15 protein-coding genes and 3 pseudogenes are annotated in these 19,241 nt (G+C 73.6%); 9 read left to right on the top strand and 9 right to left on the bottom strand.

Annotation, left to right across the window (positions count from 1 at the left end; translation table 11 throughout):
• Positions 1-860: 860 nt before the first annotated feature.
• Both ACEXOX_RS29275 and ACEXOX_RS29270 read right to left on the bottom strand, forming a co-directional pair.
• Positions 861-1,614, bottom strand: a pseudogene (locus tag ACEXOX_RS29275) (serine/threonine-protein kinase); the annotation flags it as partial.
• A 320-nt stretch (positions 1,615-1,934) separates the two neighbouring features.
• A complete protein-coding gene (locus ACEXOX_RS29270) occupies positions 1,935-3,113 on the bottom strand; it encodes a winged helix DNA-binding domain-containing protein (protein WP_406524116.1) in 1,179 nt (392 codons plus the stop codon).
• Between the two features lie 166 nt (positions 3,114-3,279).
• On the opposite strand from ACEXOX_RS29270, the pseudogene ACEXOX_RS29265 reads away from it, so the two are divergent.
• The 4 genes and pseudogenes from ACEXOX_RS29265 (at position 3,280) to ACEXOX_RS29250 (ending at position 6,196) form a co-directional block, all read left to right on the top strand.
• Positions 3,280-4,391, top strand: a pseudogene (locus ACEXOX_RS29265) (helix-turn-helix transcriptional regulator).
• Positions 4,392-4,546: 155 nt separating this feature from the next.
• The gene (locus ACEXOX_RS29260; RefSeq protein ID WP_406524115.1) at positions 4,547-4,738 is read left to right on the top strand and encodes a PspC domain-containing protein; all 192 of its coding nucleotides are present in this window, start codon (positions 4,547-4,549) and stop codon (positions 4,736-4,738) included.
• Positions 4,699-5,409 carry a PspC domain-containing protein gene (locus ACEXOX_RS29255; protein WP_406524114.1) on the top strand — a complete coding sequence of 237 codons (711 nt, stop codon included), beginning with the start codon at positions 4,699-4,701 and terminating at the stop codon, positions 5,407-5,409. Before ACEXOX_RS29260 ends, ACEXOX_RS29255 begins: the two co-directional genes overlap by 40 nt.
• A 565-nt stretch (positions 5,410-5,974) precedes the next feature.
• The gene (locus ACEXOX_RS29250; protein ID WP_406524113.1) at positions 5,975-6,196 is read left to right on the top strand and encodes a hypothetical protein; all 222 of its coding nucleotides are present in this window, start codon (positions 5,975-5,977) and stop codon (positions 6,194-6,196) included.
• Between the two features lie 67 nt (positions 6,197-6,263).
• Here the strand turns inward: ACEXOX_RS29250 and ACEXOX_RS29245 are convergent, their stop codons facing one another.
• The 3 genes from ACEXOX_RS29245 to ACEXOX_RS29235 form a co-directional block, all read right to left on the bottom strand.
• A complete protein-coding gene (locus tag ACEXOX_RS29245; RefSeq protein ID WP_406524112.1) occupies positions 6,264-6,809 on the bottom strand; it encodes a DoxX family protein in 546 nt (181 codons plus the stop codon).
• Positions 6,810-7,052: 243 nt separating this feature from the next.
• Positions 7,053-8,420, bottom strand: coding sequence for a hypothetical protein (locus ACEXOX_RS29240; protein ID WP_406526506.1), 1,368 nt, complete (start codon positions 8,418-8,420; stop codon positions 7,053-7,055).
• Positions 8,421-8,613: 193 nt separating this feature from the next.
• Positions 8,614-9,408, bottom strand: coding sequence for a class II aldolase/adducin family protein (locus ACEXOX_RS29235; protein WP_406526505.1), 795 nt, complete (start codon positions 9,406-9,408; stop codon positions 8,614-8,616).
• A 268-nt stretch (positions 9,409-9,676) separates the two neighbouring features.
• Between ACEXOX_RS29235 and ACEXOX_RS29230 the strand changes: the two genes are divergently transcribed.
• The 3 genes from ACEXOX_RS29230 (at position 9,677) to ACEXOX_RS29220 (ending at position 12,033) form a co-directional block, all read left to right on the top strand.
• The gene (locus ACEXOX_RS29230) at positions 9,677-10,450 is read left to right on the top strand and encodes a DUF4232 domain-containing protein (protein ID WP_406524111.1); all 774 of its coding nucleotides are present in this window, start codon (positions 9,677-9,679) and stop codon (positions 10,448-10,450) included.
• A gap of 59 nt (positions 10,451-10,509) precedes the next feature.
• A complete protein-coding gene (locus ACEXOX_RS29225; RefSeq protein WP_406524110.1) occupies positions 10,510-11,307 on the top strand; it encodes a maleylpyruvate isomerase family mycothiol-dependent enzyme in 798 nt (265 codons plus the stop codon).
• A 93-nt stretch (positions 11,308-11,400) separates the two neighbouring features.
• A complete protein-coding gene (locus ACEXOX_RS29220; protein ID WP_406524109.1) occupies positions 11,401-12,033 on the top strand; it encodes a TetR/AcrR family transcriptional regulator in 633 nt (210 codons plus the stop codon).
• Between the two features lie 103 nt (positions 12,034-12,136).
• Here ACEXOX_RS29220 and ACEXOX_RS29215 read toward each other — a convergent pair whose 3' ends face one another.
• From ACEXOX_RS29215 to guaA, 3 genes and pseudogenes are all read right to left on the bottom strand, one after another.
• Positions 12,137-12,373, bottom strand: coding sequence for a hypothetical protein (locus ACEXOX_RS29215; protein WP_406524108.1), 237 nt, complete (start codon positions 12,371-12,373; stop codon positions 12,137-12,139).
• 154 nt (positions 12,374-12,527) lie between these two features.
• Positions 12,528-13,151, bottom strand: coding sequence for a Uma2 family endonuclease (locus tag ACEXOX_RS29210; protein WP_406526504.1), 624 nt, complete (start codon positions 13,149-13,151; stop codon positions 12,528-12,530).
• Between the two features lie 127 nt (positions 13,152-13,278).
• Positions 13,279-14,864, bottom strand: a pseudogene (gene guaA / locus ACEXOX_RS29205) (glutamine-hydrolyzing GMP synthase).
• 272 nt (positions 14,865-15,136) lie between these two features.
• On the opposite strand from guaA, the gene ACEXOX_RS29200 reads away from it, so the two are divergent.
• Together ACEXOX_RS29200 and ACEXOX_RS29195 are read left to right on the top strand one after the other, a co-directional pair.
• Entirely contained in the window at positions 15,137-15,523 is a 387-nt protein-coding gene (locus tag ACEXOX_RS29200; protein ID WP_406524107.1) for a chorismate mutase, read from the top strand.
• 807 nt (positions 15,524-16,330) lie between these two features.
• On the top strand, positions 16,331-17,365 hold the full coding sequence (locus tag ACEXOX_RS29195) for an LPXTG cell wall anchor domain-containing protein (RefSeq protein ID WP_406524106.1): 1,035 nt from the start codon (positions 16,331-16,333) through the stop codon (positions 17,363-17,365).
• Between the two features lie 30 nt (positions 17,366-17,395).
• Here the strand turns inward: ACEXOX_RS29195 and ACEXOX_RS29190 are convergent, their stop codons facing one another.
• The gene (locus ACEXOX_RS29190) at positions 17,396-19,234 is read right to left on the bottom strand and encodes a GMC family oxidoreductase N-terminal domain-containing protein (protein ID WP_406524105.1); all 1,839 of its coding nucleotides are present in this window, start codon (positions 19,232-19,234) and stop codon (positions 17,396-17,398) included.
• Positions 19,235-19,241: the final 7 nt, after the last annotated feature.

Raw genomic sequence — 19,241 nt, 5'->3', positions numbered from 1 at the left:
CCTCGCTGATGGCGTTGCGCTCGTTGTCCTTCCAGTGCTGGAGCGGATCCGAGCTCGCGAAGTCGAGGACCTCGATGCGCAGCCCCACCAGCTGGTTCGGGTTGAGGTAGGTGGAGCCGTTGCCGTTCGCCTGCCGCTGGCGCGTCCAGCCGTCGGGCAGCGGGAAGGTGACGTCGGCCGCCGGGTCCTTGACCCAGTGGTAGCCGGCGGGCAGGGGCCGGGGGTGGGCTTCGCGCTGGGCTTCGAGGGGGCGGGCGACGGCGCCTCGGTCCGCGGGGTACCGCCGTCGGACGCCTGCGCGTCCTTGCCGCCCGGGCCGAAGCCGAGGGCGTACAGGGTGCCGCCCGCGACCACCAGGACGGCGACCACGGCGACGGCGCTCAGCAGCAGCGTACGGCCGCGCTTGCGCTTCTTGCCGGAGCCGGGGACGGCCGGGTCGGCCGACGTGCGGTGGACCGGGGAGGTGGGGCCTTCCACCGGGACCCCGGCGGCCGCGCCGCCCGTGGTGGCCATGCTGCCGGTAGCGGCCGTACCGTCCGCGGCGGGAGACGCCAGGTACGCGCCGGAGGGCGGGGTCTGGGCCGGGCCCGGGACCGGAGCCGCGTACGGGTTGTTCGGGGCCGGCTGCGGGGCCGGGCCCAGGTGCGGGACCGCGGACGAGGGGCCCGTGGCCGAACGGGGGTCCTGGACCGGTGACGCCATGCCGCCCGTCGCCGCGGTGCCGCCGTCCCCGGCGGTGTCCCCTTCGCCCGCCGCGGCCCGCGCACCCGGATTGCCGTTCGACGTACCCGACATACCGGGCGTTCCCGATACGCCGGATGTGCCCGACATCCGCATCCACGCGGTGTCCGTGTACGCGGTCGGCGTGCGCAGCGCCTGTTCCACGGCCTCGGCCGAGGGGCGGTCGGCGGGCTCCTTCGCCAGCAGCGCCTCGATCAGCGCGGTCAGCGGCCCGGCGTTGCGCGGCGGGTCCAGCGGGTCCACGGCGATCGCATACGCCGTCTCGACCGCCGTGAGCTTGCGGAACGGGGGCCGGCCCTCCAACGCCTGGTAGAGCGTGGCGCCCAGCGCCCACAGGTCGGCGGCCGGGCCCGGCGTATGGCCGCGGACCCGCTCGGGGGCGAGGTAGTCGATGGAACCGACCAGTTCGCCGGTCTTGGTGAGAGTGGACGTGCCGGTGGCGACCGCGATGCCGAAGTCCGTGAGGACGACCCGGCCGTCCTCCCCGAGCAGGACGTTGCCGGGCTTCACGTCACGGTGCAGGACACCGGCGGAGTGCGCGGCCCGCAGCGCGGTGATCATGCCACGGCCGATCCGGGCCGCCTCTCCCGGCGGCACCGCGCTGTTCGAGAGCATGGCCTCCTTGATGACGTCGCCGAGCGTCACCGACGGCACGTACTCCATGACGATGCAGGGCAGGCCGGCGTCGTCGACGACATCGTGGACGCTGACCACGTTGGGGTGGTTGATACGGGCGGCGGCCTGCGCCTCGCGGCGGGTGCGCTCGTTGCGGCGGGCCAGCTCGTCGGCGTCCAGTTCCGGGGAGACGTGCAGCCGCTTGACCGCCACCTGCCGGCCGAGCAGTTCGTCGTGGGCCCGCCAGACGGTGCCCATACCGCCCCGGCCTATCTCCTCCACCAGGCGGTACCGCCCGGCGACCAGTCGCCCGTCGTCCACCGCCGCCTCCGTCACCGCGCCGCGCCCCTTCGGTTCCCCCCGTACACGTGTCCGGCGCAACGATAGTCGTCCTGCGGCCGTCCGCAGAGGGGCGGGGCGCGATCACCGGACGCGTACCGGGACATCCGTCCCCCAACCGGAACCCCACCGGAACCGAGCCGGCACCGGGCGGAAACCGAGCCGGAGCGCAGGCGGTACCGAGCCGGAACCGGCCCGGACCCACCCGGGAATTCAGCGGGGCCCGCGACGCCGGAACCTCAGCCGTGCTCCGGGCCGACCTCCACGCGCCGGCTCTCACCGTCGGACAGGAAAGCCGCCGTCGCCTCCCCCTCCTCGCCCACGGCCGTGCGCTCGGCCCGGGAGAAGCCGCGCAGCGGGGAGACCGTCACCGTGCCCTCCCTGGCCGTCCAGGTCGCGGCGACCCGGCCGTCCACCAGGACGACCCGCTCACCGGCGACGGACAGGCCGCGGTGGGCGTCGTCGATGATCCGGCCGCGGTCCTGATAGCCGAGGATCGCGTTGTCGAACGCGGGCAGGAACCGTACCGGAGCAGGCGTTTCCGGGTCGGGACGCGGCGCGCCGGGGAGGTCCAGCAGCTCCCGGCCACGCTCGTCGCGGAAGCTGACCAGCTCCTCGCGTACGGCGGCGATCGCGCGCGGCAGCCCGGCGAGACCGCACCAGGCCCGCAGGTCGGCGGAGGCGGCGGGGCCGAAAGCGGCCAGGTAGCGGCGGACGAGGGCTTGGCCCACGGGGTCGGAGGCGTCGGGCACACCGGGGACGGGCCGCTCCGTACCCGCGCCGTTCGGAGCCGGCGGGACGGGGCTGTCCGTACCCGCGCCGCTCGGAGCCGGCGGCGCGGGCTCGCGGCCCAGCCACACGGCGAGCGGTACGTTCCGTACGCCTGCCTTCGTGCGCCACAGGCCGCGCGGCGGCAGCTGCACCATCGGAATGAGCGCCGCGACCAGCATCTCCCCCAGCGGCCGCGGCCCCGGCCCGGGCCAGCGGCCGGCGACGGCACGGGCGAGCTCGGACATCGAGCGGGGCTCGCCGTCGGCCATGACCGCGCGGCCCGCCGCGGCGAGTTCTTCGAGGTCCACCCCTTCCAGCTCGCGGCGGTAGGCGCCGAGGGCCCGCTGCCGCAGCATCGCGTCGTGACGGCCGCGCCAGGCCAGGGCGTCGTCGGCGGTGAGCAGGTGGACCGTGCGGCGCATGAGGTGGGTGCGCACGACGTGGCGTCCGGTCAGCAGGTCGGAGAGCTGCGCCGGGGCGAACCCGGACAACCGCGACCAGAGACCGACGAACGGCTCCTGCGGCTCCTGCGCCTGGAGGCCGCACAGGTGCGCCACCGCGTCGAGAACCGGCAGTTCAGCGCGGTCGAGCAGCAACTGCCGGGCGAGCGTGGCGCGGTTGAGCGCCCGGGTGTCGAGAACGGTCATCCGCTTCCTTGCCTACTGCCTTCTCGGGCCGCGCGACGTCCGTGGCCTGCCCGGCCTGTGCGGCCTTCGGGGCTGCGATGTCTGCGCGGCTTCTTGTCCCTGCGGACACCACATTCCCGTAAGTAGAGGACAGGGTGTGTCCTCTACCCGAGGCGGGATGAACACCATGCAGAAGACATCGGCGCGCCTGCTGTCCTTGCTCTCACTCCTCCAGGCACGCCGGGACTGGCCGGGAGGGCTGCTCGCCGCACGCCTGGACGTCAGCCGGCGCACCGTACGCCGCGACATCGACCGCTTGCGCGAACTCGGCTACCCGATCGCGTCGGCCAAGGGCCCGGACGGCGGCTACCGGCTCGACGCCGGCTCGGAGCTCCCCCGCTGCTGTTCGACGACGAACAGGCCGTCGCCCTCGCCGTCGCGCTCCGGATCGCCACCACCAACGGCGCCGGCGTCGAGGACGCCGCGGCGCGCGCCCTCCACACCGTCCGGCAGGTGATGCCCGCACGGCTGCGCCGCCGGATCGACTCCCTCCGGGTCACCGCCGTCGCATCGCCGGCCGCCCGGCCGAACCCGCAGGTCGACAGCGGCGTCCTGATGGCGCTCGGCGCGGCGGTGCACGCCTGCGAGGTGCTGCGCTTCGACTACGCGCCGGTGGATCATGCACCGGTGTCTCACGCCCCGGGGGACCACGCATCGAAGGATCACGCGCCGGGCGATCACGCGCCGGGGGTCCACACATCGACGGGCCCCGCTCCGGCGGGCCGCACACCGATGCCGCCGCCGGAGACCGCTCAGGGCACCCCGGCCCCGCCGCGCCGGGTGGAACCGCACCACCTCGTCACCTGGGCGGGCCGCTGGTACCTCGTCGCCTGGGACCTCGACCGCGCGGACTGGCGTACGTTCCGCGCCGGCCGGATCGCGCCGCGCACCCCGACCGGCCCCCGCTTCACCCCGCGCGAGCTGCCCGGAGGCGATGTCGGCACCTTCGTGCTGAACAAGTTCCAGGGGGCCGACGGCTCGGGCGGCCCGCCCTGCCAGGGCGAGGTGATCCTCGCCCTGCCCGCGGCCGTCGTGTCCCGGTACACCCGGGACGGCATCGTCGAGGAGCTGGGCCCCGACCGCTGCCGGCTCGTACTGGGGTCCTGGTCGTGGCCCGCCCTGGCCGCCTCCCTCGGCCGGTTCGACGCCGACATGGAGATCGTCGGACCGGACCGGCTCAGGGAGGCCTGCGCGCGCCTGGCCCGCCGCTACGCCGAGGCCGCGGACGGGACCGGGTAGCCGCCTGCGGCCACGCGAGCGGTCACGGGAGCGGCCCCAAGACGAGCCCCCGGGCCCGGACCAGGAAGCACCGGGCCGGGCACCAGGGTGATCTCAGGGACCAACCAGGGTTCCCACGGATGCCGTCCGCCCGGCCCGCTTGCCACCATGGGCGCATGAACGATGCCGCGCCCGCCGCGGAGACGACGGGTCCCGCCGGGGCCACGTCCGCCTCCGCAGGCACCCCGCCGCCCGCCGACGCACCGGGCCGCCAGGTGCCGCCGACCCCGCTGCGCCGCAGCCGGCGGCACAAGGTGGTCGCCGGTGTGTGCGGGGGCTGGGCCGGCACTGGGGCCTGGACCCGGTGATCTTCCGCATCGTGCTGGCCGTGCTGGCGGCCTCCGGCGGCATCGGCCTGATCGCGTACGGCTTCGCCTGGCTGCTCATCCCGCAGGACGGCGAGGACGAGAACGAGGGCCGCAAGCTGCTCTCCGGCCGCGTCGAGGGCACGGCGCTGACCGCGCTGCTGTTCGCGCTGGTCGGCTGCGGCTACTTCCTGACCTCCCTCGCCAACCGCGGCGTGCTGACCTTCACCGTCATGCTCGCGCTGGCCGTGGGCGGTTCGGCCTACTGGTCGCGGCAGCGCCGCGCGGAGGGCGCGGACAGCCCGGGGACCACCGACCCGGCCGCCGCACCGACCGTCGTGGACGCGCCGCCCGAGACGACGGCGCCGCCCACACGGAACACCCCGTCCTGGTGGCGGGACCCCTCTCCAAGGAAGGGACGGCCGGCGTGGGCTACCTCTGGGGACCGAGCGACACTCCGTACGGACACGAGCAGGCGCACGCCGCACCCGGGGCGGCCGGGGCGGCGGGCCGGCCCTCCGGCGCGACCGCGTGGGCCGGACGCGGCACCCCACCGCCCGCCCCACCGGCCCGGCGCCGCCGGACGGGCCGCCCGATCGGCGGCTGGACGTTCCTGCTGGCGCTCGTCGCGGGCCTGGCGACGGGCGGGGCCGTCGCGGACGCCCACCCGCTGAACACCGCCCTCGTCGCCGGGCTGTCCGCCGCACTCGTCGTCTTCGGCCTCGGCCTGGTGCTCAGCGCCTGGTTCGGACGGACCGGCGGCGGCACGGTCTTCATGGTGATCCTGACGTCCCTGCTGCTGGCGGGCGCCACGGTCCTGCCGGACAACATCACCGCCGACTGGCGCGACCGCGTCTGGCTCCCGATGGACGTCGCCTCCGTGCGGCCGGGTTACGAACTGGGCGCGGGGCGCGGGGAGCTGGACCTGAGCCACGTACCGTTCAAGGACGGGCAGACCGTACGGACCGAGGCCACCGTCGGCGCCGGACAGCTCAGCGTGACCGTGCCCGACGGCGTCACCGCGCGGCTGCACATCGACGTGGGGCTCGGCGACGTCCGGCTGCCGGGCGAGACACCGGAGGACTTCAACCTCCAGGCCCACCAGGAGCAGACCGTCACACTGCCCGCAAGGGGCCTGAAGAAGGGCGAGAAGCCGCACGGCACACTGGACCTCGACCTCAAGGTGGGCGCGGGACAGGTGGATGTGCAGCGGGCCGCTTCGCAGACGGGAGAACAGCAGTGAAACGCCACCGCTTCGAGCCCGCCCGGCTCCTCACCGGCCTGACCGCGACGGGCGTGGGCGGTGCCTACGTGGGCGAGGCGGCCGGGGCCTGGGACCTGCCCGGCGCGCTGCCGGTGCTGGCCGTGCCGGCGGGCCTGTGTCTGTCGGGCATCACGGCGGCCGTCTGGGCCGCGGTGCGCCGCCATCGGGCGGCGTCGGCGGGAGGCGGCCAGGAGTAGCGGGGCAGGAGCCGTTCCCTCGGCCGACACCCCATGTACGGGCGGCCACGGTCAGCTGGGGGGCCGCTCACCCGAACAGCTGCCTCCCCTGCCTGCCGCGCCGCGCCGCCAGAGCCGCGTCCAGGGACAGCATCGGTGCCCCGGCCAGCACCAGCGGCAGCCACGCCATCAGATACGCCAGGTCGTTGCCGTAGTAGTACGGCTCGGCCGACCAGCTCACGGTGAGCCACAGGCTCAGCGAGATCAGCGCGCCGCCGAGCGCGGCGACCCGCGTGAACAGCCCGGCGAGGGTGCCGATGCCGACGGCCAACTCCCCGGCGGCGATGGCGTAGCCGAAGCCCGCCGGGTTCTTCAGGGCCAGGTCCACCAGGGCGGGCGCGGCCGAGGTGTCCCGTACCTGCCGCATCAACTCGCCGACCGAACCCGTACCCGCGGAGGCGAAGAAGGCCGGGTCGGTCAGCTTGTCGAGGCCCGCGTAGACGAAGGTCACGCCGAGGAAGATCCGCAGCGGCAGCAGCGCGTAGCGCGCCATCGCCTGGCGCGGACCGCCTCCCCTGCCCGCCCCGGCCCCGCCCAGGCCGCTGCCGCCGACCGCACGCTCCGCATGAGCCATGGCGTCCCGCCTCTCCATCGCCGCCGGACGCGGATGATGGTGTGCCCGCGGCCAGGTGTTCCACAAGGGGTACGGACCGTGGCGCGCCCGGCGTTCAACGCGGCGCGCCGGCCCCGCATGCCGGTCCCGTATGCCGATGTCGTGCAGGCGCCGACCGCGTACACCGGTCCCGTATGCCGAACCCCGTACACCGAAACCGTACGCCGGCCCGTACGTCGGCCCCGTACACCGTTCGCGCGGGCCTCAGTCCTGGACGTCGATCGTGTAGGCGTTCGTCTCCGCGCCCGCCGCCGTGACGACCCTGACCTCCACCCGGCCCGGTTCGACGTCCGCCGGGACGGGCACGGTGAGCACGCCGTCCGTCGGATTGCCGAACCCGCCGGCGACCGGCACCAGCGGTACGTGCACATGGACCGCCCCGATGCGTACGACGGTACGCGCCAGCAGGTCCGCGCCCTGCGCACCCGGCGGCACGAAGCCGGTGCCGCGGATCTCGATGTCGTCGCCGATACGGATGGGCGCGGCCAGATCGCCCGGCTCGCGGGCCCGGACGACCGACAGTACGACCGGACGGCCGCCTTCCGCGTACTTGCCCGCCACGTACATCACCGCGCCCACCACCACGACGACGGCGAACGCCCACGGCAGGTCCGGCAGCCGGGACGGGTCGCGGGCCAGCCGGACCACGGCGAAGGAGACAGCGGCCACGTTCAGCAGCAGGAACTGCGTGTCGGTGAGGCTGCCGCGCCCCGCGTCGTCCGTGAGCAGGTCGGCGGCGCGCGGCCGTTCCGCGCGCACCTTCTGCAAGCGCCGCCCCTGAATGCGTACGGCGACGACCCGGCGCACCAGCACCGCCACCGCGCACGTCACCGCCAGGACCGTGAGCAGCCCGGCGCCGCGCGGCAGTTCGAGTCCGTCCACCAGCGCCTGGCGGGCATCCGCGTCCGTCACCAGCGTCAGGTGGACGGCCTGCACGAGGACGGCGTACGCCACCAGCAGCAGCCAGCCCGCCGCGACCGTGCGCGAGGTCGAGAGCCGGTTGTCCTCGCCGATCAGCGGCGCCAGCAGGCCGCCGCGCGCCCGGTGGCGCCACCCCGCGCCCGTCAGGGCCAGCGCCATGATCACCGCGGCGGCCAGCCCCGCCGTACGCGGCGCCGTCCAGCCCGTACCGATCGCGGTGACGGCCTGCATGATCACCAACACGGCGATCCCGGGCCACAGCACCAGCAGCGTGCGCCGCCACACCGCGTCCAGCCAGGCCGCGCCCTCGGCGGCGGCACGCTCGGCGACCGCGCGGGCCGACAGCGCCAGTTCGTCCGACACCCACTGCCGCGCCGCACCCGCCGAGTGGGCCAGCGCGGCCGGCACGCCGCGGCCCGCGGCGTACTCCTCGCGCAACGCCACGAACGCGGCGACCGCCCTGCGGTGCCCCTCGCGTGCGCCGCGCGGGCACTTTCCGCAGGTGCAGTCACCGCCGTAACCGCCTGTCCCGGCCGCCCCGGGCGCTCCCGCCGCCGCTCCAGGCGCCGGAAACCCTTCAGTCCCTCCGGGCGATCCGGACGCCCCCGTCGTCCCGCCCGCCGTCTCCTCCGACACGTCCGCTCCGCCCAGCCACCAGTCGCCGCCAACTCCACCGTACCGAGAGGAAATTGTGCCGTAAGTGGCGAGGGCGAAAAGCCGGGCGGGCGGCTTTACGGGCAGTGACGGGAGATGTGGAACGGTGACGGGCGGTTCCGCATGTTGACGCGGGGGCGTACGGGCACCCGGCCGGCGGCGATCGGGCGGCCGGGCGGCCGGACCGGGCTCAGCCGAGCAGGTCCGGTTCGCTGCGGGTGATCTGCTGGTACAGCGGCTGATAGTTGATCCACGCCACCAGGTCGTTGCCCAGTTGCTCCCGCGTGTGCACGGCGTTCCCGTGGTCGATCAGTACGGGCTTGCCGGCGGCGCGCGCGGTCAGCTGCACCTGGCAGGAACGTTCCATCGTGATGAACCACCAGGCCGCCGCGTCCACCGAGTCACCCACCGTCAACAGGCCGTGGTTACGCAGGATCACTGCCTTGTGCGGCCCCAGCGCGACCGCGATCCGGCGGCCCTCCTCCTCGTCCACCACGACACCCGTGTAGTCGTCGAACAGCGCGTGGTCCTCGTAGAACGCACACACGTCCTGGGTGATCGGGTCCAGCAGCTCGCCGAGGGTGGACAGGGCGCGGCCGTACACCGAGTGGCTGTGCGCGGCGGCGACGACGTCCGGGCGGGCCCGGTGGACCTGCGCGTGGATCGCGAACGCCGCCTGGTTGACGTGGTGGCGCCCCTCGACGACCTTGCCCTCGTGGTTGACCAGGATCAGGTCACCGACCGTGATGTGCTTGAACGACATCCCGAACGGATTCACCCAGAAGCAGTCGGTGAACTCCGGGTCCCGGGCGGTGATGTGGCCCGCCACCCCCTCCTCGAAGCCGAACCGCCCGAAGAGCCGCAGCGCCGCCGCGAGGCGTTCCTTGCGGTGGCGGCGCTCCTCCTCGACGGTCGCGTGCCGCGGCGGCAGGGCGAAGTGCAGCTGGTCGGTGGGCACGGGGGCGGGTGGGGTTTTCGGGTTCATCGGGGAGGCCGGGGTGTTCGGGGAGGCCGGGGTGGACGGCGTGGGTTCGGGCATGGGGGCTTCCTCCTGACGCGCGTACAGCTCCCAGCGGAAGCTACCTGCCGGTAGTGGAGGTGAACAGGGGGTACCGCCGTTTTCCCCTGACTGACCCCGTCCGCATGGGCGTTAGCCGGGTGTTAGCGGTGCGGCAGTACGGCGCCAAGGCCGCCGGACAGAGTGGTGGACGTACCGAGGAGAGACCGTAACCGACCGCCCTGGGGGACCCGAAATGACTGCCAACACCCGTGCCCGTACCGCCCGTCGCCGTACCCTGCGCATCGCCGCCGCGACGCTGACCGCCGTCGCCGGGCTCACACTGACCGCCTGCTCCGGCTCGGACGCCGGTGGCGCGAACCGGGCGGACTCGGGTGTGGCCGCCGCGGAGCCCGATGGCGCGGGTTCCTCCGCGTCGGTGCAGGGATCGGTGCCCCAGACGCCCGCCGGGGGTCAGGCCGGTTCCGAGGCGAAGGCCGGCTCCGGTAACGGCAGCGGCTCCGGTACCGGCGGCAAGTCGGGCGGCGCGGGCAAGCAGGCGGGCGGCTCGCACGCCACCGGCGGCGGCAAAACCGCCGCGGGCACCGAACGCTGCCACACCTCCGGCCTCACCGCCGCCTTCGCCACCGGCGAAGACGCGACCCCGGACCCGGACGCCGACGGCCCCACCACCACCAGCATCGTGCTCACCAACAAGAGCAACCACACCTGCAAGATCGGCGGCTTCGCCGGCATCGACCTCAAGCCGGACGCCGGCGGCCCCGGCTGGTCCCTGACCCGCTCCACCGCCCAACACGGCTCCCTCACCCTCGCCCCCGGCGAAAGCACCGACTTCACCCTCAACCTCGGCATGGCCAAGGAAAACGCCGAAGACTCCTGGCTGCCCCGGACCGTCACCGTCACCCCGCCCAACGAGACCACCTCCCTCACCCTCAAATGGCCCTGGGGCCCCCTCGTCGACCAGCGCGGCGCCACCCACCCCGCCACCTTCGTCAACCCCATCGGCTGACCCGAGCCGGCCAGGAAAATCCACTACGGCAGCGGCGAACCGGCCGCTACCGTGCCCCCATGGCTGCCACGACCGGTACTCCCCTGATTTATGACCGCTACTGCGCCGAAATCGTCCACCAGGCCGACCAGCTGCGGTCCACCGTCCAGGACACGGACCCGGCCAGTACCGTGCCGACCTGCCCCGGCTGGAACCTCGGCCAGCTGATCCGCCACGTCAACGGCGCGCACCGCTGGGTCGAGACGATCGTCGGCACCCGGTCGACGGAGCCCGTCTCCGACGAACTGGTCAACGAGACGCCGAAGCTCGCCGACGAGGACCCGGCCGCGCTGGGCGCCCTGCTCGCGGAGGGCGCCGGCCGGCTGTCGGACACGCTGCGGGCCGCCGGCCCCGAGGTGCCGGTGTGGACCGTGGCCCCCGGCGGGACCCCCGTCTTCTGGGCCCGCCGGATGACCCACGAGACCGCCCTCCACCGGGCCGACGCCGCCCTCGCCGCCGGCCGGGAGTACGTCCTCGACGCGGACGTGGCGCGCGACGCCCTCGACGAGTGGATGGGATTCCACGCCGTCGAGGAGATCGCCGAGGAGCAGCCGGGCGCACCCGTCCTGCTCGGCCCCGGCCGTACGCTGCACTTCCACGCCACGGACACCGAGGCGGAGTGGTTCGTCGACCTCACCGGCGAGGCCCCCGTCTGGCGCCCCGCCCACGAGAAGGCCGCGGTCGCCGTCCGCGGCACCGTCACCGACCTGGTGCTCTTCCTCTACGGCCGGCCCGCCGTCGCCGGGGGCGTGGAGACCATCGGCGACCGGGAACTGCTCGACGTGTGGCTGGAGCGGACGCGGTTCTGGCTCCGGTGAGGTGAGCGGGGGCCGCCCGTGGCCGCTGCCGGGCGTCGCGCGTTAGGCTGACGCGGACGTAAACGGAACGGTGTTCCAGGGCGGAGGAGGCACATGAGCGAGGGCGCGCGACAAAAGACCGGCGCGGACGCCCCGCCCGCTCGCCCCGCCAAACGCGTACGCGCCGACGCCCAGCGCAGCACGGACGCCCTGCTCACCGCCGCCGCGGAAGTCTTCGCCACCTCGGGGGTCGACGCCCCCGTACGGCAGATCACTGCCAAGGCGGGCGTGGGCGCCGGGACCCTCTACCGCCACTTCCCGCAGCGCGCCGACCTGATCGCCGCGGTCTTCCGGCACGAGGTCGACGCCTGCGCCGACGCCGCCCCGTCCCTCATGGCCCGGTACGGACCGGTCGACGCGCTCGCCCGCTGGCTCCAGCGCTTCGCGGGCTTCATCGCCACGAAGCGCGGCCTCAGCTCCGCGCTCCACTCGGGCGACCCGGCCTTCGACAGCCTGCCCGGCTACTTCCAGCAGCGCTTCGTGCCCGTCCTCAGCGCCCTCCTCGACGCCGCGGCGAGCGCCGGTCACATCCGCTCCGACCTGGACCTGGACCCCGAAGACCTGCTGCGCGCCGTCGCCAACCTGACCCTGCCCGCCGCCGAGGACGACAACGACCCCGCCCAGCAGATGGTCACCCTCCTCGTCGACGGCCTCCGCTACGGCGCCCGCACGCCGGCCCCGTCCTGAGCAGACGAGCCCTACGCGAACTCCTCATACCGCTGAGCCGCTGCACGCCGCGCAACAGCTCCGAGTGTTCCAGCTCGCCGTCACCGCACGCACGCGTCAACGTTCACCAGCGGATCGCGGTGAGGTCGATGTCGAGGGCGGAGGGGGCACCGAGCGTCACCCGCTCCCGAAAGGTGTCGACAAGGTGCAGCTGGTCCGCGCCCCGCACCGCCGCGGCCCGCACGACCGTGACGTCCGGCTCAGGAGCGTTGTGCTCGTCGATCACCACGGTCATCTGACGCCGCACCCTCAGGGCGGGCGGCGCGGTACTGCGGAGCCCGGCGGCCAGGAGGCCGGTCATGACGCTGTGGAAGAGCTGCTGCGGTCCGTCGGACCACAGCCATCCGTCGATCAGTCCGGGTGTGCGGGGATGTCGGGCGGCGACAGCAGGTCGTGGACGGGGTAGCCGTCCGGCGGCGGTACCGGCGAGGGCTGAGAGGGCCTGGTGGTCATGGTCATCGGCGCGGGCCGATGGCGGTGAGGTCGATGTCCAAGGCGAAGGGCTCGGTGAGCTTGAGGCGGTTGTGGTGGATTCCCGTGGGGACGTAGGCCCGGGTGGCGGGGTCGAGTTCGTAGACGTACACCACCGGGAAACCCTCACTGCCTTCCTCCACCCGCCAGAAGTGCCGGATGCCGTGGGCGGCGTACTTGCGGGGCTTCGCGTCCCGGTCACGTGCGACGGAGTCTCGCGAGACGACCTCCACCGCCAGGATGACGTCCTCCGGCCGCTTGAGGTAAGTCTGTCGCGGCCCGACCTCGGCGCCGAGCGGGACCACCAGGACGTCAGGCTCCGGACGGTTGCGCTCGTCCAGTTTCACGCTGAACTCACGCAAGACGTCAAGACCGTCCGGCGCCTGGGCCACCAAGGCCCACTCCAGGAGTCGCATGGCTCGCAGATGGAAGAGGGTCTGCGGACTCACGAAGACGAGACTCCCGTCGATCAGCTCAGTGTGCCTGGGCAGATGGGGGAGCTGGTCAAGGGCGTCCGCAGTCCAGCCTCCGGGCGGCGGAACGGGGTAGGTGCACTGCGCGTACCGCTCGTAGTTCCAGTCCTGCTCGTCTTCGGATGCGGCACTCATCATGCTTGCTCCCCTGCGACGGAGTCTCGCGCGTACGGCCAGCGTACCCACCGGCAACGCCGCAGCCGCCGCTCAAACTGATGAGCGACGGCTGCGGCGTTGACCTGGTGCGGGGACCTACGAGGGGTCACTCCCACTCGATGGTGCCCGGGGGCTTGCTCGTCACGTCGAGGACGACGCGGTTGACGTCGGCGACCTCGTTGGTGATGCGGGTGGAGATGCGGGCCAGGACGTCGTACGGCATGCGGGTCCAGTCCGCGGTCATCGCGTCCTCGGAGGAGACCGGGCGCAGCACGATCGGGTGACCGTAGGAGCGGCCGTCGCCCTGGACGCCGACGGAGCGGACGTCGGCGAGAAGGACCACCGGGCACTGCCAGATCTCGCGGTCCAGGCCGGCCGCGGTCAGTTCCTCGCGGGCGATGGCGTCGGCCTCGCGCAGCAGGTCCAGGCGCTCGCGGGTGACCTCGCCGACGATGCGGATGCCCAGGCCGGGGCCGGGGAAGGGCTGGCGCTGGACGATCTCGTCCGGCAGGCCCAGCTCGGCGCCGACCGCGCGGACCTCGTCCTTGAAGAGCTGGCGGAGCGGCTCGATGAGCTCGAACTCCAGGTCCTCGGGGAGGCCGCCGACGTTGTGGTGGGACTTGATGTTCGCGGTGCCGGTGCCGCCGCCGGACTCCACGATGTCCGGGTAGAGCGTGCCCTGGACCAGGAACTTCACGGGCTCGCCGGCCGCGCCGGACTCGGCGACGATCTCCGCCTGGGCCTGCTCGAAGACCCGGATGAACTCGCGGCCGATGATCTTCCGCTTCTGCTCCGGGTCGGAGACGCCGGCCAGCGCCTTCAGGAAGCGCTCGGAGGCGTCGACGACCTTCAGCTGGACGCCGGTGGCGGCCACGAAGTCCTTCTCGACCTGCTCGGTCTCGCCCTTGCGCATCAGGCCGTGGTCGACGTAGACGCAGGTCAGCTGGTCGCCGATGGCCTTCTGGACGAGGGCGGCGGCCACCGCGGAGTCCACGCCGCCGGACAGGCCGCAGATCGCCCGCGCGCTGCCGACCTGCTCACGGATGGCCGCGACCTGCTCGTCGACGACGTTGGTCGTGGTCCACACCGGCTCGATGCCCGCCCCCGGTAGAGGAAGTGCTCCAGGACCTGCTGGCCGTGCGTGGAGTGCATCACCTCGGGGTGGTACTGCACGCCGTACAGCTTCTTCTCGTCGTTCTCGAAGGCGGCGACCGGGACCATGTCCGTGGAGGCCGTGACGGTGAAGCCCTCGGGCGCGGCGGAGCAGGCGTCGCCGTGCGACATCCACACGGGCTGCTCGGCCGGGGTGCCCTCGAAGAGGGTCGAGGCGTTCTTGGAGACGTGCAGGTCGGTACGGCCGTACTCCCGGGCGCCGGTGTTGTCGACCGTGCCGCCGAGGGTGGTGGCCATGAGCTGGAAGCCGTAGCACATGCCGAAGACCGGGACACCGGCCTCGAACAGGGCACGGTCCAGGCTGGGCGCGTCCTCGGCGTAGACCGACGACGGGCCGCCGGAGAGGATGATCGCCTTGGGGTTCTTGGCGAGCATCTCGGCCACCGGCATGGTGGACGGGACGATCTCGCTGTAGACCCGGGCCTCGCGTACGCGGCGGGCGATGAGCTGGGCGTACTGCGCGCCGAAGTCGACTACCAGGACGACGTCGGGGGCGGCAGCAGATGACGCTGATGGCACTTCGGCGGCCTTCCGGCGGTGGTGGTGCAGGGGTTGGACTTTCGATTCTAACGGGCTCATACTGGGCGCCATGTACAAGCAGCTGACCTTCGTCTTTACCTATGGCACCGGCCCGTCCGGCTGCCATGGTCGTGCTGCTTGATCAACTGACGAGCGACTTCCCAGGCGCCCCGGGCCGGTACAGGCCCGGGGCGCTCGGTTTTTCCGTGGGCGGCGGGCCGTAGGCGGTGCGGACGGCGGCTGCGGGGTCATGATCCGTAGGAGTGACGGACATGAGCGGTATCCAGGCGATCACGGACCCGGCGGCGGTTCCTGTGGCCAAGGCCACGGACAGGGCCGTGCGTGCGAGCACGGGCTCGGGCTCGGGCTCGGGCAGGGCCACGGTGAAGCCCGACACCGGCGCGCGCACCGAGGCGGCGGCCGGGGTGATCACGGACGCCCGCGGGCGGATCGACGATCTCGACGGCCGGATCATCGGCCTGGTCCAGGAACGGATGGCCGTCTCGGCCGTGATCCAGCGCGAGCGCATCGGCTCCGGCGGGCGCCGGGTGAACCTGTCGCGCGAGATGGAGGTGCTGGAGCACTACCGGGGGCAGCTCGGCCGGCCCGGCACCGCCCTCGCCATGACGCTGCTGGAGCTGTGCCGCGGCCGGATCTGACCCGTGGGCGGCGACTCACCCGTACGGCGCCGTGACGGCCCCCGCCGCACTTCGTTGTTCCGGATGCCACGCCAGCCAGGTGCGGTCTGCAGGACTACGCGTAGACGCCGCCCGTGGGCGGATCCGCCGGAGCGATGAGACGCCGACCGACTTGGAGCGGTCCGCGTCGTGGGACCTCGCTACGGTGCCGTGACCGGTCAGCAGGGGACAGCAGCCCGGTCACATCCGATGGGGCGGTCGGTCCTGGGGACGCCCGGGGCCGACCGCATCCGGTCGAAACGGTTGCGCCGGATGAGGCGCGTCCAGCACGATGCAGAAGAGCGGCACACCGTGCCCGGAGCGTGGCGGTGAAAGCGGCACGCCGTGCCCCGAGCGGGAGACGGCAGCCGTCGGCGGTCCGGACCGCCGTACGGCGTACGGACGCCGGAGCCACCGGCGCCGGCAGACGGCCGAGGCCGCGATCGCGGGGGTCCCTCCCCGGACAACTTGAGAGCCAGCGGCGCCATCCCCCCCGGCGCCGCACCCTCGGCGCCGACGCTGCCCTGACGCCGGCGCCGAAAGCCAAGGGCCCCGCGGCCGTCCGCACCCCCCTCGCGGGCGGCGTCCCGGGGCCCTTCGCTGTGTACGGGGACAGGCGCCGCGCGAGGATTCCGGCGTCACTCGCGGCGCTCGGGCCGCGGCGTGCAACCTTTTCCGCTCATGGCCGGTCAGTATCTGCAACCGCCCGGCCATCCCGCGCCCCACCGCGACGGCCCGTCCCGAACCGGTGCCGTGCTCACGGCACTTCGGCTCCGAGAGGTCTTCACGATGAAGCTCCGCCGCGCCCTGGCCGCCGTCGCCGCGACGGCCGCCACAGCCCCTGCCGCCCTGCTGGCGGCCCCCGCCACGTACGCCGCCGAGACGCCCGGGCAGGCGCCGACGGCCAGCACGACCACCACCGCCACCGCCACCGCCGCACCGACCGCGACGCCGACGCCCGGCGCGTCCGGGACCTCCGGATCCCCCGCGCCCGGTGAGAGCGGCAAGCCGCCGCAGGGCGAGGGCGGGCCGAAGACCGCCGCACCGGCCCCGCCCGAAGGGGCGCTCTCCGGGAAGAACGCGGAGCCGGGCACGCCGACCACCCCCTCCGCCACCCCGGAGTGCGAGGACTGGTCGAGCGAGCGGTCGGTCAAGGCCGAACTGCGCGGCCTGCCCAGCAAGCTCGTCGCCGGGTCCGGGTGGGTGGACTTCACCTACCGCGCCACCAACACCTCCACCGGGCACATCCTGTCGGTGGAGGCATTCGCGCAGGTCTTCGCGCTGGACAACAAGACCGGCGACGATGTCTCCAAGCACCTGACGCTCGAATGGTTCGACGCGGCGACGGGGCAGTGGAAGCCGGTCGCGGGCCCGGAGGAGGGCGACGGCTACTTCGCCTCGATCGGGGACGCCGACGGCCTGCGGCCCGGACAGTACGCGGAGGCCAAGCTGCGGCTGAAGGCCGACGCCGGGACGCCCGCCAGCCACGGCGGCGCGGTCAGCGTGGGCTGGTACCTGAACGCGGACCTGAAGTGCGGCTTCTCCGAATCCGCCGACTACCCGTTCGACATCCTGCCCGCCGGCAGCACCCCGCCGGGACACGTACCGGACGCCCAGGGACGGCCCGGCACCCGCCCCAACCACCCCTCCCCGCACGGCGGATCGAAGAAGCGGCAGGCGCAGTTGCCGGTCACCGGGAGGCTGGCCGAGACCGGCGCGCCCTCCGGACTGCCGGCCCTGGCGCTGTCGGGTGCGGCGGCGGTCGCCGTCGGTGCGGGCGCGGTGTTCACCGTTCGCCGCCGCAAGGGCGCCGACGCGGCCTGAGCCCGGGGAAGAAACGGTCAAAGACGTGGGTCAGCTCTCCGCCGGGGCCGTGACCTGCGGCTTCGGCGGGACGGCCGGTACGGGCAGCAGCGGCAGCCGCAGCGCCGCGAACGCCTCCTCCGGCACGGCCGGGCGGTGCGGCGCCACCGCGGACAGCCGCTGGTAGGCACGGCCCGGCGCGGGACGGGGGTCCGCCTCGCCCTTGTTCGGCCACAACGACATGGCGCGTTCGGCCTGTGCGGTGATGGTCAGCGACGGGTTGACGCCGAGGTTCGCGGAGACCGCCGAACCGTCGACCACCGAGATGCCGGGGTGCCCGTACAGCCGGTGGTACGGGTCGATCACGCCGTGGTCCGCGTCCTCGCCGATCGGGCAGCCGCCCAGGAAGTGCGCGGTCAGCGGGGTGCCCATCAGCTCGCCGACGTTGCTGCCCGCGAAGCCGTTGATCTCCTGGGCGAGCAGGGTGGCCGCCGCGGTGGCCTCGGGGATCTGCTGGGGGTTGGGCGCGCCGTGGCCCTGGCGGGCGGTGAGCAGCCCTTTGCCGAGGCCGCCGGGCTTGCGGTACGTGGTCAGGGAGTTGTCCAGGGACTGCATGACCAGGCCGATGATGGTCCGCTCGGACCAGCGGCGGTTGGACAGCGAGCGCAGCAGCAGGAGCGGGTGGCGTACGCAGTTGGCGGCCCAGGCGAGGGCGCGAGGCGCGCGGGACGCGATCGGGACCTGAAGGATGGAGAGGCTGCCCATCGCGTTGGAGCCCTTGCCGTAACGGACCGGCTCGATGTGGGTGCTGTCGTTCGGGTGGATGGACGAGGTGATCGCGACGCCGCGGGTGAAGTCGGCCTTCGGCGCGCCGTGCGCCTTGCGGTAGCGGCGGTCGTCGGTCTGCGCGCCGACCAGCGCTTCGGAGTTGGTGCGGGTCAGCTCGCCCAGCCGGCCGGAGATCCGGGGCAGCAGGCCGCTGTCCTTCATCCGGTGCAGGAGCGTCTGGGTGCCGTACGTACCGGCGGCGACGACCACCCGGCGGGCGGTGAACGTGCGGCCCTTGCCCTTGCGCTTGTCGTCGGTGGGCAGCGTGCCGACGGCGAAGCCGCCGCGGGAGTCCTCGGTGACGGTGACCACGGACGTCATCGGGTGGATGACGGCACCGGCCCGCTCGGCGAGGTGGAGGTAGTTCTCGTTGAGGGTGTTCTTGGCGCCGTGCCGGCAGCCGGTCATGCACTCGCCGCATTCGGTGCAGGCCGTACGGGCGGGGCCCGCGCCGCCGAAGTACGGGTCGGGGACCTCGGTACCGGGGGCGGTCCGCGCCGTACCGTCGGCGTCCCGGCCGTCGCCGAAGAAGACGCCGACCGGCGCCAGGTGGAAGGAGTCGCCGACGCCCATCTTCTCGGCGGTGGCCCTGAGGTGGACGTCCGAGGGGGTCATGGTCGGGTTGAGGCGGACGCCGAGCATCCGCCGCGCCTGGTCGTAGTACGGCTTCAGCTCGTCCTGCCAGTCGGTGAGGTGCCCCCACTGCGGGTCCTCGAAGAACTGTTTCGGCGGTACGTAGAGGGTGTTGGCGTAGTTCAGCGAGCCGCCGCCGACGCCGGCGCCCGCCAGGACCATGACGTTGCCGAGCAGGTGCACGCGCTGGATGCCGTAGCAGCCGAGGGCAGGCGCCCACAGGTAGTTCTTCAGGTCCCACGAGTTCTTGGGCAGCGTGGCGCGGGTGAAGCGGCGCCCGGCCTCCAGGACGCCGACGCGGTAGCCCTTCTCGGTCAGGCGGAGCGCGGAGACGGAGCCGCCGAAGCCCGAGCCGATGACGAGGACGTCGTAGTCGTCACCCTCGTCGCAGGTGTCGCGCTGTTTCTGGGCAGGGTGGTCCTGGGGCACTGGCACT

The organism is Streptomyces sp. Ac-502 (genome assembly GCF_045222935.1).
Lineage (GTDB): Bacteria > Actinomycetota > Actinomycetes > Streptomycetales > Streptomycetaceae > Streptomyces > Streptomyces monomycini.
The sequence above is the reverse complement of the archived record's forward strand: the minus strand, read 5'-3'. Positions and strand labels throughout refer to the sequence as shown.

Bases quoted from the DNA above. Each gene is read 5' to 3' on its own strand.
- ACEXOX_RS29225 (WP_406524110.1), top strand. From the start codon at position 10,510: ATGGCTGCCACGACCGGTACTCCCCTGATTTATGACCGCTACTGCGCC.
- ACEXOX_RS29215 (WP_406524108.1), bottom strand. From the start codon at position 12,373: ATGACCGGCCTCCTGGCCGCCGGGCTCCGCAGTACCGCGCCGCCCGCC.
- ACEXOX_RS29220 (WP_406524109.1), top strand. From the start codon at position 11,401: ATGAGCGAGGGCGCGCGACAAAAGACCGGCGCGGACGCCCCGCCCGCT.
- ACEXOX_RS29235 (WP_406526505.1), bottom strand. From the start codon at position 9,408: ATGAACCCGAAAACCCCACCCGCCCCCGTGCCCACCGACCAGCTGCAC.
- ACEXOX_RS29210 (WP_406526504.1), bottom strand. From the start codon at position 13,151: ATGAGTGCCGCATCCGAAGACGAGCAGGACTGGAACTACGAGCGGTAC.
- ACEXOX_RS29270 (WP_406524116.1), bottom strand. From the start codon at position 3,113: ATGACCGTTCTCGACACCCGGGCGCTCAACCGCGCCACGCTCGCCCGG.
- ACEXOX_RS29195 (WP_406524106.1), top strand. From the start codon at position 16,331: ATGAAGCTCCGCCGCGCCCTGGCCGCCGTCGCCGCGACGGCCGCCACA.
- ACEXOX_RS29260 (WP_406524115.1), top strand. From the start codon at position 4,547: ATGAACGATGCCGCGCCCGCCGCGGAGACGACGGGTCCCGCCGGGGCC.
- ACEXOX_RS29245 (WP_406524112.1), bottom strand. From the start codon at position 6,809: ATGGCTCATGCGGAGCGTGCGGTCGGCGGCAGCGGCCTGGGCGGGGCC.
- ACEXOX_RS29230 (WP_406524111.1), top strand. From the start codon at position 9,677: ATGACTGCCAACACCCGTGCCCGTACCGCCCGTCGCCGTACCCTGCGC.
- ACEXOX_RS29200 (WP_406524107.1), top strand. From the start codon at position 15,137: ATGAGCGGTATCCAGGCGATCACGGACCCGGCGGCGGTTCCTGTGGCC.